General features: G+C 40.6%; 17 protein-coding genes. 14 read left to right on the top strand and 3 right to left on the bottom strand.

Features of this window, described 5'->3' with window-relative positions; genetic code table 11:
• The first annotated feature begins 58 nt into the window (after positions 1–58).
• A complete protein-coding gene (gene lysA, locus J7I93_RS02055; RefSeq protein WP_214722792.1) occupies positions 59–1,378 on the top strand; it encodes a diaminopimelate decarboxylase in 1,320 nt (439 codons plus the stop codon).
• A 41-nt stretch (positions 1,379–1,419) separates the two neighbouring features.
• On the opposite strand, the gene J7I93_RS02050 is transcribed toward lysA, so the two are convergent.
• Entirely contained in the window at positions 1,420–2,289 is an 870-nt protein-coding gene (locus tag J7I93_RS02050) for a DUF1002 domain-containing protein (protein WP_214722791.1), read from the bottom strand.
• Between the two features lie 501 nt (positions 2,290–2,790).
• Here J7I93_RS02050 and J7I93_RS02045 point away from each other — a divergent pair.
• On the top strand, positions 2,791–3,162 hold the full coding sequence (locus J7I93_RS02045; protein ID WP_214722790.1) for a GNAT family N-acetyltransferase: 372 nt from the start codon (positions 2,791–2,793) through the stop codon (positions 3,160–3,162).
• Between the two features lie 21 nt (positions 3,163–3,183).
• Here J7I93_RS02045 and J7I93_RS02040 read toward each other — a convergent pair whose 3' ends face one another.
• Together J7I93_RS02040 and J7I93_RS02035 are read right to left on the bottom strand one after the other, a co-directional pair.
• Complete coding sequence (locus J7I93_RS02040) at positions 3,184–3,702, bottom strand: DUF309 domain-containing protein (RefSeq protein ID WP_214722789.1); 519 nt, start codon at positions 3,700–3,702, stop codon at positions 3,184–3,186.
• A gap of 432 nt (positions 3,703–4,134) precedes the next feature.
• Complete coding sequence (locus J7I93_RS02035; protein WP_214722788.1) at positions 4,135–4,236, bottom strand: YjcZ family sporulation protein; 102 nt, start codon at positions 4,234–4,236, stop codon at positions 4,135–4,137.
• A 235-nt stretch (positions 4,237–4,471) separates the two neighbouring features.
• Between J7I93_RS02035 and J7I93_RS02030 the strand changes: the two genes are divergently transcribed.
• The 12 genes from J7I93_RS02030 (at position 4,472) to ccsB (ending at position 16,027) form a co-directional block, all read left to right on the top strand.
• Entirely contained in the window at positions 4,472–5,248 is a 777-nt protein-coding gene (locus J7I93_RS02030; protein ID WP_214722787.1) for a segregation/condensation protein A, read from the top strand.
• Positions 5,235–5,825 (top strand): SMC-Scp complex subunit ScpB, encoded by a 591-nt coding sequence (scpB, locus tag J7I93_RS02025; protein WP_214722786.1) that lies wholly within the window; start codon positions 5,235–5,237, stop codon positions 5,823–5,825. The genes J7I93_RS02030 and scpB overlap by 14 nt, the downstream gene beginning before the upstream one ends.
• A 119-nt stretch (positions 5,826–5,944) precedes the next feature.
• Positions 5,945–6,364: a hypothetical protein gene (locus tag J7I93_RS02020; RefSeq protein WP_214722785.1), complete on the top strand. Its 420-nt coding sequence runs from the start codon at positions 5,945–5,947 to the stop codon at positions 6,362–6,364.
• Positions 6,365–6,395: 31 nt separating this feature from the next.
• Positions 6,396–6,884: a YpuI family protein gene (locus J7I93_RS02015; RefSeq protein WP_214722784.1), complete on the top strand. Its 489-nt coding sequence runs from the start codon at positions 6,396–6,398 to the stop codon at positions 6,882–6,884.
• 1,074 nt (positions 6,885–7,958) lie between these two features.
• Entirely contained in the window at positions 7,959–8,849 is an 891-nt protein-coding gene (locus J7I93_RS02010) for a superoxide dismutase (RefSeq protein WP_214723032.1), read from the top strand.
• Positions 8,850–9,169: 320 nt separating this feature from the next.
• A complete protein-coding gene (locus J7I93_RS02005; RefSeq protein WP_214722782.1) occupies positions 9,170–10,321 on the top strand; it encodes a D-alanyl-D-alanine carboxypeptidase family protein in 1,152 nt (383 codons plus the stop codon).
• Positions 10,314–10,901 carry a nucleoside recognition domain-containing protein gene (locus tag J7I93_RS02000; RefSeq protein ID WP_214722780.1) on the top strand — a complete coding sequence of 196 codons (588 nt, stop codon included), beginning with the start codon at positions 10,314–10,316 and terminating at the stop codon, positions 10,899–10,901. The genes J7I93_RS02005 and J7I93_RS02000 overlap by 8 nt, the downstream gene beginning before the upstream one ends.
• A 7-nt stretch (positions 10,902–10,908) precedes the next feature.
• Positions 10,909–11,445 carry a spore maturation protein gene (locus J7I93_RS01995; RefSeq protein WP_214722778.1) on the top strand — a complete coding sequence of 179 codons (537 nt, stop codon included), beginning with the start codon at positions 10,909–10,911 and terminating at the stop codon, positions 11,443–11,445.
• A gap of 251 nt (positions 11,446–11,696) precedes the next feature.
• Positions 11,697–12,422, top strand: a complete 726-nt coding sequence (rluB, locus tag J7I93_RS01990) for a 23S rRNA pseudouridine(2605) synthase RluB (RefSeq protein WP_214722776.1) — start codon at positions 11,697–11,699, stop codon at positions 12,420–12,422.
• A 237-nt stretch (positions 12,423–12,659) separates the two neighbouring features.
• A complete protein-coding gene (gene resA, locus J7I93_RS01985) occupies positions 12,660–13,181 on the top strand; it encodes a thiol-disulfide oxidoreductase ResA (RefSeq protein WP_214722775.1) in 522 nt (173 codons plus the stop codon).
• A 20-nt stretch (positions 13,182–13,201) separates the two neighbouring features.
• Entirely contained in the window at positions 13,202–14,833 is a 1,632-nt protein-coding gene (locus tag J7I93_RS01980; RefSeq protein ID WP_214722774.1) for a cytochrome c biogenesis ResB family protein, read from the top strand.
• A 12-nt stretch (positions 14,834–14,845) separates the two neighbouring features.
• Complete coding sequence (ccsB, locus tag J7I93_RS01975; protein ID WP_214722773.1) at positions 14,846–16,027, top strand: c-type cytochrome biogenesis protein CcsB; 1,182 nt, start codon at positions 14,846–14,848, stop codon at positions 16,025–16,027.
• The last annotated feature ends 299 nt before the right edge of the window (positions 16,028–16,326 follow it).

The raw sequence follows: 16,326 nt of genomic DNA, 5'->3' as shown, positions 1-16,326 counted from the left end.
TAAAATCTTGCTGAATAAAAAGCGTCCTGTGCTTTGCTAAAAGGGAAGAGGGGGAAACATGTTTTTTCACGGCACCATGAAAGTTAATGACAAAGGGCATCTGGAGATAGGCGGTATGGACACTGTTGAACTCGCCGGCCAATTTGGAACGCCATTATACGTATATGATGTAGCTCTAATAAGGGAAAGAGCAAGAGGGTTTAAGCAGACCTTTGAGAAGCTGGGAATTACGGCTCAAGTAGCATATGCGAGCAAAGCTTTTTCCACTGTAGCCATGGTACAGGTGGTTGATGAGGAGGGCCTATCCCTTGATGTTGTTTCAGGCGGTGAATTATACACAGCTCTTGCAGCTGATTTTCCTCCTGAAAGGATCCATTTTCACGGCAATAATAAGAGCAGGGAAGAACTGGAAATGGCTCTTAAGTTCAACGTCGGCTGTATTGTTGTCGATAATTTTTATGAACTGGACCTACTTCAGGAAACTTGTGAATCCCTTGCCATTAAGACTAAGATCCTTTTAAGGGTAACACCCGGAATTGAAGCCCATACTCATGACTATATTTTAACAGGGCAGGAAGATTCCAAATTTGGATTTGACCTTCAAAACGGCCAGGCTGAAGAGGCTTTAAAAAAGGCTATGGATTCCGCCTGGATCGAAACACTTGGACTTCATTGCCATATTGGCTCCCAGATCTTTGATACAACAGGATTTATTTTGGCGGCCAAGAAAATTTTTGAAAAGATGAATGAATGGAAAGAAGTTTACTCTTATGAACCACAAGTGCTTAACTTAGGTGGAGGCTTCGGGATCCGCTATACAGGGGATGATGATCCCATTCCTGCAGCTCAATATGTTGAAGAAATTATTGGGGAAGTTAAAAATCAGGCTGAGCATTATTCAATGAAGATGCCTGAGATTTGGATTGAACCGGGCCGTTCCCTTGTTGGAGATGCAGGCACTACACTATACAAGACTGGTTCCCGCAAAGAAGTTCCGAATGTCAGAAACTATTTGGCAGTGGATGGCGGAATGAGTGACAATATCAGACCGGCTCTATATCAGGCAAAGTATGAAGCAGTTTTGGCCAACAGAGTAATGGAGAAGCCGGAAGAGACTGTTTCGATTGCAGGTAAATGCTGCGAATCAGGCGATATGCTCATCTGGGATTTGCCGCTTCCGAAGGCAGGAGATAAAGATATTTTGGCTGTCTTTTGCACCGGTGCTTATGGCTATTCTATGTCCAACAATTACAACCGTATTCCAAGGCCGCCTGTAGTATTTGTTGAAAATGGCGAAGCGAAGCTGGTTGTCAAAAGGGAAACGTACGAGGATATATTGCGATTGGATTTGCCGATCAATGAAAAAATAAAAAATTAAGCTGCCTGGGACCAGGCAGCTTTACTTTTGAGGCTGTGCAATTAAGAGAAAAAGGCTTTAATAGCGTCTATTGCGCTAACGAAAAAACGCTTTAGGCTTTCTAAGAATCCTTGGCCTTCTTCACTTTCAAGGTACTTGGAGATTTTGTCTTTTGCCTGATTAAGCTGATCGCCTACCTGGTTCCAGTCGATATCCAGCTCTTTTAGCTTATTAAATAAATCTATTAAACTTAAAACCTCTTGTTCTGTTAAAGTAATGCCGAGTTCCTTTGCTGCATTTTCGATAATGGTTCTTAGCTCTGCATCGGTCTCAGGGGAATTTTTGGCTATCTCTTCTTTTATCTTTGCAATTAAAGCGGCTGCATTCTCCGTGCCTACCGAATCTCCAAGCTTGGCCGTTTCAACCATTTCTTCGTTGGCAGCCTGCTTTACATCTTCGGGAATGGTTTTTTCTGCGGAAACTTCATAAGCCTTGATGATTCCGGTTAAAGCGGCGGTACCTGAAACAGGAACAGGAGCAGTTATATAGATTTTCGCATCCTTTACGCCTGCTGTTATAAGCGCATTAATATACATTTCATCCGTTACCCAGTTAATATTCTTGGTTTCTACTTCGAGTCCAGAGCCAGATTTTGCGATTGTGACCGCTGAAGAAGATATGGCCCTTGTTCCGATTAGTGCTTTGGAAATATAGTTACCCAGATATTTATGTTCTTCTTCATTTGAAACGGTCATAATGGTTGCATCTTTGGGAGCTTCCATCTCTGCGAGAAGCATATCTTTTTGTTCTTCGGACAAGTTCTCTCCCAAAGTGATGATCATGTCACCTTCAGTCATGTCAGCAAATGCCTGTAGTGGCATAAGAAGTATCAGCGACATCATAAATATGGCAAGTATTTTATTCCATTTCATTTTGTTTCCTCCCGGAGTAAAATATTAAAGCCATTGCTTTTTCATACGGAAACATGATGGCTTTACTTGTTAATAGACGATAAAAAATAGAAAAGGTTGCACAGGTCCCTAAACGAAACATTAGCTCAATATTCCTAATTCAGCAAGCGGAATGGAATTATAAAAGAGAATAGTGTAAAATGAATGATAGTTTAAAAAGAAATAGGTTTGATATTGTAAAGTGGAGGCAGTAAATAATTATGAAAAAAAGCAATTGGCTTCTTTTTATTTTATTGCTGGTGCTAAGTCTCGGTTGGGGACTGGTTTACTGGTTTTTCATCGTATAAAGATTGTGCAGATCAGGGATAAGGCAAGATAAGGAGAAAGTAATAAATCAGCCGGTTTGATCCGTAAGATAACAATCTTCAGCCTGAGTACATATAATGGTAAGGGAAGTTTACAAAGTTAATAAATTGGGAAAAATAGTTTATGATGTTTTTATTCAAATAATGAGGGATTAATATGCTAATTCGATATAAAAAATCATTTGAAAAAATTGCAATGGGTCTTTTATCTTTTATGCCAAATGAGAAAGATTTGAAAAGATTGCAGCAAACGATGAAGCAATATGAAATGGAAGAAAATTGGCAGTTGTTTCTATGGAAAGAAGGCGAAGATATTATTGGGCTGGTAGGTGTAACTGCAAGTGACAGTAACTTGGAAATTCAGCATATCTCTGTCAATCCTTCACACCGCCATCAGGGAATTGGCAAAACGATGATAAAAGCATTGGATGAACTTTATCCGGGGAAAACCCTGACAGCTACAGAAGAAACCAAATCCTTCCTGAATAAATGCGATTTGAATGAGAATAAGGAAAAAGGCAGCGAATAGAAACTATTCCTGCCTTTTTCTCTATTTCTTTTGTTTTTTATGCAGTGCTTCAAACCGCTCTTTAAGTACTTCGCTCCTGTCCCTTTTTTTATGGCGGTGAACTAAGTTTTCATCATCCAAGTTGCTATTGTCACCCCAGTTAAATCCTTGTCCCGTACACACTTTTATGCATTTAGCTTGGAGAATCGGATCTTCAATAGGTAAATTAAAGCTCGTATAATTCCCGCCTGATTTAATTGCTTGCAGTCTATTTTTTAAGCCCTCGATCAATTGACCAGCCTCAAGCCCCAGCTTTGTCATTTCAGCTGGCTGGTTTTCCAAGATGCTGATTCCTTTCCTAAGGGTACGCTCTGCCCCCTGGAAATTTTCCCGGCGATGATGGTAAAAGGAAACTGCCATAAGGATAAGACCGACCCAGTGGGAGGTTTTGTTATTTCTATCAACGCTTTTCCAGTATTCCTCCAGTACTTCATGACATTCAAAATAATCTCGATCACCATGAAAATGGACCAGAAACTTTATATAATCATCCGGATACATAGTTTCACTCCCTGCAAATTCTATCTATATTTTAACATACAGGCCTGAGGGATCTATGCTGAAAAATAAAAACCCGGAATCATCCGGGCTTTAAGCTAGTTTTAATAACGGCTTTTTTGCTGTTTTCGTAAATTTTGTTGCTATTTGAAGGCAAACTTAGTTTTTATAACTTAGTTGATTGTAGCGGAAGGGCATTTGACTCCTCGAAAATGCATTCGCATCTTCTTACGACGAGGTGTTTACTTAAGGATGCTTTTCCAATGTCCTGCGGGAAGAGAGGAACTTGCGAGACCCCACAGGCGAAGCCGAGGAGGCTCGCATCGCTCCCCGCGCAAAGCAAATGCCCCGTGCTGAAATCAACGGTCTGAATTCAAAAGCAAAAACAACAATCTTTTAGCGAAAACAGCCTAAATAAACTACTTTTTTATGTTTTTAGAAGCACCAGGAAGCTCCCACAATGATCAATAAAATGAACAATACAACAATCAAAGCAAATCCGGTTCCCCAGCAATCGCCAATTCCAGCATTAGACATATCAAATACCTCCTGTTATCTTTGTATTCCATACATCCTATGTAGGCATTAGCCGGAGTGTTTGGGCGGATCCATTATTTTTTGAGGATATTGGAGAACAATCTAGACCATAGGGTTATTTTTCTATTGGATAACCCTAATGAATAATCTATACTAGATATAGTCTTTTACCGTGTTTGCAGGGAATCGGATGTAAAAAAATTTAATTTTTATAGAAAAATTTGGTGGGAATTTTATGCAATATGATCATTATAATGTAAAGATTGATGCTTTTGAGGGGCCGCTTGATTTGCTCCTTCATCTAATCAACCGGCTGGAAATAGATATTTATGATATTCCGGTCTCGGAAATTACCGAGCAATATCTTTTATATATACATACAATGAAGGAACTCCAGCTTGATGTGGCGAGCGAATACCTTGTAATGGCTGCTACGCTTCTGGCTATTAAAAGCAAAATGCTGCTGCCGAAGCATGAAGAGGAAGAACTTGAAGACGAATTCGGAATGGATATGGAAGAAGATCCAAGGGATGAATTAGTTGAACGGCTTATTGAATATCGGAAATTTAAAGAAGCGGCAGATGAACTTAAAGAGCGCGAGCAGGAAAGAAGCCTAATGTTTACGAAACCGCCAGCGGATCTTTCGGATTTTGTAAAGGATGCTCAGCCAGAAAAAGCAGAATTGAACGTTAGTCTTTATGATATGCTGGGAGCTTTACAGAAGTTATTAAGAAGAAAAAAGCTGCAGAGGCCTTTGACTACCAAAGTTGCCCGGCAGGAGATTCCCATTGAAAAGCGGATGTCCGAAATTGTAGAGCAGCTAAAAAACATGAAGGGCAGGAAAAGCTTTAATGAACTTTTTCCGGTATCTGACAGAGAATATATCGTTGTAACGTTCCTGGCAGTATTGGAGTTAATCAAGCGCAGGGAAATACAAGTTGAACAGGATCGGAATTTTTCAGAAATCTATGTGGCTTCCATGGAAGGAGGAGAAAAACATGGAGATTATTAATTGGAAGGGGATAGCAGAAAGCCTGCTGTTTGCAGCGGGTGATGAAGGCTTATCTTTAAAGCAAATTGCCCATGTGCTTGACGTTGAAGAAATACAGGCCCGTGAAATCATGGATGACTTAATGAATGATTACAAAGACAATAGCACACGCGGAATTATGGTGGTTGAGCTTGCGGGCACATTTCAGCTTGTTACAAAAAAAGAGTACTCCAATTACCTAAAGAAGCTTGTGGAATCCCCCTCGGCTGCTACCTTATCTCAGGCGGCACTCGAAACTCTGGCTATCATTGCCTATAGGCAGCCAATTACAAGAACAGAAATCGAAGAAATACGTGGAGTTAAGACGGAAAGGCCTCTCCAGACACTGGCTGCAAAAGCGCTAATCAAAGAAGTCGGAAGGGCAGAAGGTACCGGACGTGCTTACTTGTATGGAACGACAAAGGAATTCCTTGATTATTTTGGGCTTAGGAGTATTGAAGAACTGCCGCCTCTTCCAGATAAGGTAAGTGAAGAAGAGGATTCTTTCCAGGAAGAAGCTGATCTATTTTTTGAAAAGTTTCAGGAGATAGATTCTTGAGTTTTCTGACACATTACAATGGAAGTATGGTAAAATAAACTTAAATTTTTCCCTTTTCTTTTCTAAATAGCTGTCATACATATATTGTATAACCACCGAGGGAATTAGGAGGGTTTTACTTGCTGATTAAATACTGCAGGGGATACGAACTTGAAAAAGAAAAGCCGAACACATCTGAAGACTTTTTTAATCGAAGCGAAGTTGTGTTTGAAGAAGATGGGCAGGAAAAGACCTTTCATGTTTTATATGTCCGCTTCTTTGATGAATCCACTAATGAATTTACACCTTATGGGAGTGACCCGGTCTTTGCTGCGGGTTCCAGAGAAGTGGAATTCAAGGATATTGTTGCACTTTCATGTTTACTTAAAAACCCGGGTTTCCGGCACCGCAAACGTATTTATATTAATTCAAAGGCTGACTTTGCATCCTATTTTCAGGATCTTGACTTTTCCAAGCTTCCCTCTATTTTTGAAGCGCTGGAGAATAAAAAATCCTATGACCTGCGATCTCCTTTAGAATTTATTATTCAACCGCAATAATAGCCAGTCTACAAATATGGGGGTGTAATAATTGGGAAATTCAATCGTTAAATCACAAATGGAAGATGTGAAAAATTTCCTCGGTAATAGCGTTAAAGTTTTTGAAGACTTTTTAAATAACACAACTATTAAGGACTTAGAGGCAGAAAAACAGGGTAATGCGGATTATTACAAGAGTATCCTATCCCATGTTAGAAAGCTGCTTGTCTTTTGTGAAGAAGGACTCGATACCTGCAATATTATTTCGAAAAGCGACCCTTTCCAAAAAGGTGCTGCCGAGAAAACTTTATACCGAATCTATCATCAATGTATAGAAGAGTTCTTCTCTCCTAAAAATGATGCATGGTTCGAAAATAGCCGTTCAGCGTATACTGGCAAAAACTCCATCCAGTTCCATGAGGAAGTGCCGGACAGTCTAAAAGCTCTGTTTCGTCAATTGGAAGGGGAATTCCAAAGGATTAGAGAAGAGCTTGAGTATTACGAAACAGATTACCGCACAAAAATGATTCAATCTAAATAATTGTTTAAGAGGAGGCTGACTCAAAAGGTCGTTAAGTGACGACCCTTTTGAGTCAGTTTTTTATTCTGAGGACATTTTTCGTTGGAATTTGAAGATTTTCTACTAGTATAGTGGAGTTTTCTCCTCAATTTCTTGACTATTTTGTCTTGTATAAGGCTATCCCAATTTTTCAAATTGTGTACAACACAAATAAGAATCCTCGGTGTTTTTTGGTTGGCCCCTTAGGGAAAAAGCGGATATATCTTCGATTGTGTTTAATATGCCCCAAGACTGGCTTGACCTCTATTTTTTTAATTTCGGTACGGTATCCCGCTTCAGGGTAAAGGGATGTAAAGATTGTGGAATTCATCTTTGTCACAGCGAAGTCGATCAAACGGACAAGACGTTGTTGGGGGATTAGTCCTTGAATGCCCATTGGAAGTGCTAATTGGTTCGTGTTATACGATTTATACCTTAGAATATCGTTCCTTTCTAGTACGGTTGGTTGTGATGACTTAATTATACCAAAAAGGACGATTTTCTTATTCTTTTACCTTAATGTATTAACTGATCTTGGTTTTTGCACCCTGTTGATTGGAGTGGAAGGGGCGAGACTCCTGCGGGAGAAGCGAGTCAATGGGAGACCCCGCAGGTGCGAATGCACCGAGGAGGCTCCCGGACCGCCCGCGTTCGCTGAGTCCCTGGAGCGGAAATCAACAGGCCAATTTTATAGAGCTATTATCTTGGAAAAAAGAGGGTGCCAAAAAGCTATACCTTTGGGACACCCTCTTTTTTTATGGATTGAATGTTTGAATCAGATATTACCTGTTAGAGACAGCCATGTAAACGGAAATAGCTGTTAATCGGTTTGCGGACGCAATAGGATAAATCTCGACACAATGTAAAACTGTAACGTGGCAAATAAATTTCAAAAAGGCGCAATCCAAAACTGAATCTTACTTATTTCTTGGTGATTAAACTAAAACCCAAGTAAAATACCTCCTCGCAGCTTTCTCTATATTCCTAGGCAATCGTACAAACTTGCGCTCATACATATAGAAAGGGAACGAAATAAGGAAGTGAGTGATGGAACGTATGAGTAAAATGGAAGATTACATCAAAGAAGTGTCACAATGGAACAAGGAGTTGAGAGATTTTTTGGAATCGGAGCATGTTGATAAAAATAATGAGCTTTGGCAGAGGCTGGATAGTTTTACGGACATAATGGAAGGAATGACAGGGCACCTGGATATTCGAGAGTTGGAAAAAATCCAGGAACAGGTGGATGGGCTGCATTCAGACATGGAGAATTATTTTACAAATAGGCAGAGGGTTGGGAATGTCTATATGAACGAACCTTATATCGCTGCCGGTAAACATACCCTGCCGCCGCTGCCGTATGATTATAAGGCGCTTGAACCCCATATTTCAGGCGAAATTATGAAGCTTCATCATGACAAGCATCATCAATCCTATGTGGACGGGTTAAATAAAGCAGAAAATATGCTGCAAATTGCAAGGGATAAAGGTGATTACAGTCTTGTAAAACACTGGTCCCGGGAACTGGCATTTCATGGTTCAGGACACTACCTCCATACGATTTTCTGGAATAACATGAGTCCAAAGGGAGGCGGGAACCCATCAGGGGCATTATTGAAAGAGATCATTAAGTACTTTGGAAGCTTTGATCGGTTCAAGACTCATTTTTCAGAGGCAGCCAAACAGGTCGAAGGTGTAGGCTGGGCACTTCTTGTATGGTCGCCAAGGGCCCGCAGGCTTGAAATTCTTCAGTCAGAAAGGCATATGCTCCTGACTCAATGGGATACAATCCCATTGCTTGTTTTGGATGTATGGGAACATGCTTATTATCTTCAATACAAAAACAATCGCGGCGATTATGTGAAAAACTGGTGGAATGTTGTGAACTGGAAGGATGTTGAGAACCGGTTCCTGAAAGCATCAGAACTGAAATGGAAGCCGTTTTGAATAAGTAAGCGGGAAACAGAATGCTGTTTCCCGTTTTTTATTATGGCTGTTTTCGCAATATTTGTTGTTTTTTAAACAAGTAATGAGGCGAGTAAATAAAAAAGCAAGTTTATCAAAAAAAAGGACAAGCATATTTGTGCTGCAATAGCATCAGGACAAGTTTTACTTAATAGTCATATCACTACTTGTCCTGCATAAACTTGTACAAACAAAAGAAAAGCATATCGGCATCCTTCTCAAACAGCCATTTTATCACGCAAAGAGTTTCCCGAGCTTTTCTGAGAAAATAGACATCCATAAAGGAGACGGGGTTTTGTACAATGAAAATCTTAAACAGGCTGATGGCCTTAATATTAGTTGCCGCATTGATGATCTTGAATATTCCGCAGAAGGCAGAAGCTGCTGTTTCAGTGAGTGCTCGAAGCGCTATATTAATGGAGCAGGATTCAGGACGCATTCTTTATGAGAAGGAAGCAAATAAAGTCAGAAGAATCGCAAGCATTACAAAAATTATGACCGCTATCCTGGCGATAGAATCCGGAAAGATGGATGAAACGGTTAAAGTAAGTGATCAGGCTGTAAGAGCTGAAGGGTCATCGATTTATTTGCAGCCAGGTGAAAAAATAAAGCTTGAGGACCTGGTATACGGACTTATGCTTCGTTCAGGTAATGATTCCGCAGTTGCCATTGCTGAGCATATTGGCGGCAGCCTTGAAGGTTTTAGTTTCTTGATGAATCAAAAAGCGGAAGAAATCGGGATGAAAAATACTCATTTTGCTAATCCTCATGGTCTGGATGACCATGAAAACCATTATTCAACAGCCTATGACATGGCCTTGTTGACAAGATATGCCATGAAAAATGAAAAGTATCAAAAGATTGCTGGTACTGAAGTGCATAGGGCTCCAAATCCGAATGAAAGCTGGGACAGAGTGTGGAAAAACAAAAACAGACTGCTGACAGAATTATATGAGTATTGTACCGGCGGAAAAACAGGATATACGAAACGGGCAAAGAGAACACTTGTTACTACTGCTTCGAAAGGTAATTTGAACCTGATAGCTGTAACCTTGAACGGACCTGATGATTGGAACGACCATATCAATATGTATGAGACGGCATTTAAAAATTACGATGTCGTAGAGATTCTGCCTCAAGGGTCTATTAAGGAAATAGAGCAAGAATTTTATAAGAATAAAGTATATTTGAAACAAGCATACAGCTACCCAGTGACAAAAGAAGAAAAAAACCATTTTAAAATTGACCTCAAGTTGCAGAAACCAAAGGAAGAGTGGGAAGACAGCCGTGAGATACCGGAAGTTGTCGGACAGGCAACTGTCTATTTTGATAACCAGCCTGTAAAAAAACTTCCTATCTATTATAAAACAGAAAAAATAAAAGAAGATAAGTCTCTATTAGACTATTTTAGAAGCCTGTTTACCACTATCGCCGGAGTGAAAAAAAATGGTTAATATTATTTGGGTTATGCTGACTGCTATTGGAATTCTTTTTGCAATGATTAATGGCACCATGAATGAGGTGAACGAAGCGATCTTTAACGGTGCAAAAGAAGCGGTCACATTATGTATCGGATTGATCAGCATCCTTGTCTTTTGGCTTGGCATGATGAGGATCGCTGACGATGCCGGACTTCTAAAAAAGCTGGCTGCCCTTTTCAGGCCCATTGTTATAAGACTTTTTCCAGAAATTCCAAATGACCATCCGGCAATGGGGTATATACTTTCCAATATGATGGCCAATATGTTTGGTTTGGGGAATGCTGCAACACCACTCGGTATAAAAGCCATGGAGGAGCTTAAAGAATTGAATGGGGGCAAGAATGAAGCGAGCCGTTCAATGGTTACCTTTTTGGCTATCAATACTTCCAGCCTCACTTTAATACCTACAACCGTGATAGCGATCCGGATGAATTATGACTCCGCCTCTCCTACTGATATCGTGGGACCTACTTTAGTAGCTACCTTTTGCTCTACATTGGCGGCCATAATGATCGACCGTTATTTCTATTATCGAAGAACCCGTAAAGGATGAGGTATAAATGGAGATCGTATCGGTTATTTCACTCTGGTTTATTCCAGTTTTAATAGGTTTTATATTAGTATATGGTACTTTTAAACGAGTGCCTACATATGAAAGTTTCGTAGAAGGGGGAAAGGAAGGCATCAAAATCGCGGTTTCGATTATTCCTTTCCTCGTCGGCATGCTTGTAGCAATCTCGGTTTTCAGAGCCTCAGGAGCACTTGAATATTTTATGGATTTTATCAGGCCTGGACTTGAGGCAATCGGAGTACCGCCAGATATCGTGCCTTTGGCAATTATTCGCCCCATTTCTGGAACCGCAGCCCTGGGGATGACCAGTGATTTAATAGCGGTCCATGGGCCAGATTCTTTTGTTGGCAGGCTTGCCTCCGTCATGCAGGGAAGCACGGATACGACCTTCTATGTATTAACCGTTTATTTTGGGGCGGTTGGAATCAAGAAAATGGGGGATGCTTTAAAGGTTGGCCTGCTTGCCGATTTGGCCGGAATCATTGCTGCAATCATGGTCGTTACGCTTGTATTTGGAAGTGTATAAGCTTCTTTTGTTTTCATCACTTTTACGGAAATTAATATGTTCTTAATAAATCAATATTATAAAGAAGATACCTGCTGGAAGGTATCTTTTTTTGTTTTTGTGCTTATGTCCGAGCTTCAGGTTAATTCATGATTGCTGCGAACTCACTTTATTTGATCATGGTTGCTTTGAAAACATGGCGAATTGTGTCATAATTCATTAGGAGTGAAAAAAGAATGAAAATCTGTTATTAAATCTATGAGGTGACATAAATGGAAAGATTGCAAAAAGTCATTGCCCATGCAGGGTTTGCTTCACGAAGAAAAGCTGAGGAGCTTATGGCTGAGGGACGCGTAAAGGTAAACGGAAAAACAGTCAAAGAGCTGGGAGTAAAGGTGTCGCCGTCAGATCGAATAGAAGTCGATGGAATTCCTGTAGAGAGGGAAGAGCCTGTTTACTTTCTCCTGTATAAGCCAAGAGGCGTGATTTCAGCGGTATCCGATGATAAAGGAAGGAAAGTTGTCACAGATTACTTTGAAGGAATTAAACAAAGAATTTATCCTGTAGGAAGGCTGGATTATGATACATCAGGCCTGCTGGTTCTTACAAATGATGGCGAGTTTGCAAATCTGTTAATGCATCCAAGCAATGAAATTGAGAAGGTGTATGTTGCCAAGGTAAAAGGAATTCCTTCCAGGGAGAGCATTAAGAACCTCCAAAGAGGGATCGTGCTGGAAGATGGAAAAACAGCCCCTGCAAGGACAAAGCTTTTATCAATGGATAAGAAAAAACAAACATCCATTATTGAGATTAGCATTCATGAAGGGCGTAACCGCCAGGTAAGAAGGATGTTTGAAGCGATAGGACATCCTGTTCTCAAGCTGAAAAGGGAAAGATACGGATACCTGACTTTGCAGGGATTATCAGCTGGGGATGCAAGGGAACTAACAGCCCATGAGGTGAAGCAGCTGCGTGCACTTGCGATGAAGAAAAAGTGATAAATAGCTGGCTGGCTCTAAAAAATTCATAGAAGTGTCACAGTTACGCTCATTTGTTAACAATGTCGGCATGTTGAAAAATGATATAATAATAAACAGCTGTGCAGGCTATTCTTGATCCTGAGTTGCTACATAGTAACCTGATAAATTGTTAATAATGAAGAAATTTGATTTTTTTTAGACTCCGTTTCCGATTGATATAATCGTTAAGGGGTCGGCTTCGGGAGGGATTTATATATGAAAAAGCAGCGTCTGGTAATGAGAACAGTCATTCTGCTTGTCCTTGGTGCTGCAGTGGCATATACCTTATACGCTAATTTTACGAAAGATCAGGTGCAAAAGGTTGCTGTCGGTGAAAAAGCGCCTGACTTTGTTCTGACAGATATGGACGGGGAGAAACATCGGCTGTCAGATTATGAGGGGCAGGGGGTTTTCCTAAACTTCTGGGGTACATGGTGCAAGCCTTGTGAAAAAGAAATGCCTTATATGAACAACCAATATAAACAATTTAAAGACCAGGGTGTTCAGGTGCTGGCAGTCAATGTAGGGGAAACCGAACTGGCTGTAAACAAATTTTCTGACCGTTACAATCTGTCGTTCCCAATAGTAATAGATGAAGGCCAGGTTCAATCAGCGTATGGAATTAATCCTCTTCCTGCTACCTTTTTAATTGATAAAGAAGGAAAGGTGATCAAGTATATAACAGGAGAGATGACTGAAGCTACGATTAAGGACTATATGGAACAGATTAAACCATAAGTTACGGGGAGTTTTTATATATGAAAGAAGTAAAATGCGACTGCGGCCATGTAAATCCGCATGGAACGGTTCTTTGTGAATCCTGCGGCAAGGTTTTGGGAGAAAAAGATAAAGATAAAAAGCTTCTGGATATGCGGTATGAAGGAAGTGCCCGCCGTTCGCAAACCTATAATAAAACGATCGTTGATAAAATTTGGAATTTTTTCTCGTCTGTAAAAGTCGGAGTCTGGCTCATTGTGATTACGCTGATTGCTTCAGCACTTGGCACGATCCTGCCGCAGGAAATGTATATCCCGCCAATCATGCCAGCAGCTGAATATTACGAGGATCAGTATGGCTGGATAGGCAAGTTATACTATGATCTAGGATTCCATAATTTATACAGCTCCTGGTGGTATCTAATTTTGATTGCCTCCATTGGAATATCGCTTGTAATATGCAGCCTTGACAGGGTTGTCCCATTATACAGGGCTTTGAAAAAGCAGCGGGTCAGCAGGCACGAAAGCTATCTGCAGCGCCAGAGGGTTTTTGGAGTTTCAGAAGTTGAAGAAACAGACAAGGCTTTTTCAATTGCAAAAAATAAGTTAAAAGAAAAGAAATACAAAATAAGAGAAGAAGATGGAAACCTTCTTGCTGAAAAAGGCCGTTTTTCAAGATGGGGCCCATATGTTAACCATGTTGGACTTATCATATTTCTAATAGGCGGCATGCTGCGTTTTGTTCCCGGCATGTATGTAGATAAAATTTTATGGATTCGGGAAGGTGAGACAAAGGTCATCCCGGAAACCAATGGAGAATACTACCTGAAGAATGATGCATTCATTCTTGAAGTCTACGATAAAGAGAAGGATAATAAAGTGTTTGGTGAAGCCATTGATAAAGCTGGAATGGTAGCCAAAAACTATCAGTCGAATGTCACTCTTTATAAAAAACAGGGGGATGCAGTTGCAGGAGAAGAGGCAGACCTCGAGAAAGTGAAAGATTTTGAAATAAGGGTAAATGAGCCTCTCAAGTTTGAAAACTTTGCATTATACCAAGTGGATTACAAACTTGATGAATTAAATAAAATGTCTTTCGCCTTGACCAATAAACAGACTGGTGAAGAGTTTGGCGACTTAACAATTGATTTAAATGATCCAAAGGATATATATGATCTTGGTAATGGCTATAAAGCTGAAATTGTCAGCTATTTTCCTGATTTTGAATTTGATGAAAACGGGGAGCCGGTTACAAAGTCAAGAATTCCTAATAATCCTGCTTTTGTTTTTAAAATGTATACACCTGATAAGCCTGATGGTGAAATCAGTTTTGTGGCTATAAGGCAGACAATTGAGCCATTTGGCGATAATGAATACAAGATGGCATTTAAAGGAGTAGATACTAAGAATGTGTCGGCTTTGACGGTCCGGAAGGATTTAACTTTATGGATTATCGCATTGGGTGGGGCCATTTTCATGATAGGTGTTGCTCAGGGGTCTTACTGGAACCATCGACGTATTTGGCTTCGCCGTGTTAATGGCGAGGTGTGGGTAGCCGGCCACACAAATAAAAACTGGCATGGACTTAAAAGAGAAATTGAAGCAGTTCTGGATGGAACCGGGATTAATGAACCTGAAGACCAGCTGCAAAAACAAAGTGAGAAAAAAGGCTAAGGAGGAATCGGAGTGGTTAATTTAAGCAGCAATTTATTATATACAGCTTTTATTCTCTATTTAATTGCTACTGTCTTTTTTGCTGGCTCCATTAAAGATAAGAAAAACCCCAAAAAAGGGCCAAACAGGTGGGCAACTCTGGGACTATGGATTTCGATAATTGGCTTTATTTCACAGCTGGGATACTTTATAACCAGATGGATTGCTGCCGGGCACGCGCCAGTCAGCAACTTATTTGAATTTACAACGTTTTTTGGAATGTCGCTCGTAGGTGCATTTATTGTTATTTACCTAATTTATAGAACACCAATTTTGGGAGTTTTTACGCTTCCGGTAGCATTGCTGATGATTGCGTATGCAAGCATGTTTCCAAGGGAAGTTTCACCGCTGATTCCGGCTTTGCAAAGTGACTGGCTTCACATACACGTCACAACTGCTGCCATCGGGCAAGCTATTTTGGCGGTAAGCTTTGCAGCAGGAATCATCTATTTAGTTAAATCAGTTGATCAGACTAAACAGAGCAAACAAAGATTCTGGCTTGAAGCAGTTATGTTCGGATTGGTTTGTACACTAGGCTTTGTCATCGTCAGCTCAACTTTCGCAGGTATGGGATATAAAGCAGAATTTAATTGGATTGATAAAAACGGGCAGGAAGCAGTTCTTGAATATCATATGCCCGCTTTAACAGGTCCCAATGAGGGACAGCTGCTGACAGAAGGGAAATTTGAACCGTTAGCGGAAATGCCAGCAATCATTAATGCTAAAAAATTGAATACGGTTATATGGTCACTTGCCTCAGGGATTATTCTATACCTGCTGTTAAGAGCGATACTCCGCAAACGGGTTGGGGCAGCGCTGCAGCCTCTAGCGAAAAATATCAATCTAGACTTAGTTGATGAGATTGGCTATCGATCCGTACTGATCGGATTTCCGGTATTTACGCTCGGAGCACTGATTTTTGCCATGATATGGGCACAAATTGCCTGGACACGCTTTTGGGGATGGGATCCGAAGGAAGTATGGGCGCTTATTACGTTCCTTTTCTATGCTGCTTACCTGCATCTCCGCCTTTCTAAAGGCTGGCATGGCGAGAAGTCAGCCTGGCTTGCTGTAATAGGATTTGTCATTATCATGTTCAATCTTGTTGCTGTTAACCTGGTCATTGCGGGACTGCACTCCTATGCCGGATCATAATGGGAAAATATGAGCCTTCACTTCACAATAGTGAAGGCTTTATTTAAAACTTCATTTATTTCTTTATTAAAGGGTGTTTTCGTTAAGTTTGTTGCTTTTTCAAGGCAAACGTATTTTTAACCAACTTAGTTGATTGTAGCGGAGGACACTTGATCCTCGAAAATGCATTCGCATTTTCTTCGTGCGATGTCTATTCAAGGAAGTTTATTCAATGTCCTGCGGGATGAGAGGGAAGTGCGAGACCCCACAGGCGAAGCCGAGGAGGCTCGCATCGCTCCCCGCGGAAAGCAAGTGCCCGC

Origin of the sequence: Bacillus sp. ISL-47, assembly GCF_018613175.1 — a bacterium.
Lineage (GTDB): Bacteria > Bacillota > Bacilli > Bacillales > Cytobacillaceae > Cytobacillus.
This window is presented reverse-complemented; position numbering and strand designations above follow the sequence as displayed.

What these genes read in the sequence shown, in the direction of transcription:
- J7I93_RS02030 (WP_214722787.1), top strand. Translation starts at nt 4,472, where the DNA reads ATGCAATATGATCATTATAATGTAAAGATTGATGCTTTTGAGGGGCCG.
- scpB (WP_214722786.1), top strand. Translation starts at nt 5,235, where the DNA reads ATGGAGATTATTAATTGGAAGGGGATAGCAGAAAGCCTGCTGTTTGCA.
- J7I93_RS02035 (WP_214722788.1), bottom strand. Translation starts at nt 4,236, where the DNA reads ATGTCTAATGCTGGAATTGGCGATTGCTGGGGAACCGGATTTGCTTTG.
- J7I93_RS02040 (WP_214722789.1), bottom strand. Translation starts at nt 3,702, where the DNA reads ATGTATCCGGATGATTATATAAAGTTTCTGGTCCATTTTCATGGTGAT.
- resA (WP_214722775.1), top strand. Translation starts at nt 12,660, where the DNA reads ATGAAAAAGCAGCGTCTGGTAATGAGAACAGTCATTCTGCTTGTCCTT.
- lysA (WP_214722792.1), top strand. Translation starts at nt 59, where the DNA reads ATGTTTTTTCACGGCACCATGAAAGTTAATGACAAAGGGCATCTGGAG.
- J7I93_RS02045 (WP_214722790.1), top strand. Translation starts at nt 2,791, where the DNA reads ATGCTAATTCGATATAAAAAATCATTTGAAAAAATTGCAATGGGTCTT.
- J7I93_RS02000 (WP_214722780.1), top strand. Translation starts at nt 10,314, where the DNA reads ATGGTTAATATTATTTGGGTTATGCTGACTGCTATTGGAATTCTTTTT.
- J7I93_RS02050 (WP_214722791.1), bottom strand. Translation starts at nt 2,289, where the DNA reads ATGAAATGGAATAAAATACTTGCCATATTTATGATGTCGCTGATACTT.
- J7I93_RS02005 (WP_214722782.1), top strand. Translation starts at nt 9,170, where the DNA reads ATGAAAATCTTAAACAGGCTGATGGCCTTAATATTAGTTGCCGCATTG.
- J7I93_RS01995 (WP_214722778.1), top strand. Translation starts at nt 10,909, where the DNA reads ATGGAGATCGTATCGGTTATTTCACTCTGGTTTATTCCAGTTTTAATA.
- J7I93_RS02010 (WP_214723032.1), top strand. Translation starts at nt 7,959, where the DNA reads ATGAGTAAAATGGAAGATTACATCAAAGAAGTGTCACAATGGAACAAG.
- rluB (WP_214722776.1), top strand. Translation starts at nt 11,697, where the DNA reads ATGGAAAGATTGCAAAAAGTCATTGCCCATGCAGGGTTTGCTTCACGA.
- J7I93_RS01980 (WP_214722774.1), top strand. Translation starts at nt 13,202, where the DNA reads ATGAAAGAAGTAAAATGCGACTGCGGCCATGTAAATCCGCATGGAACG.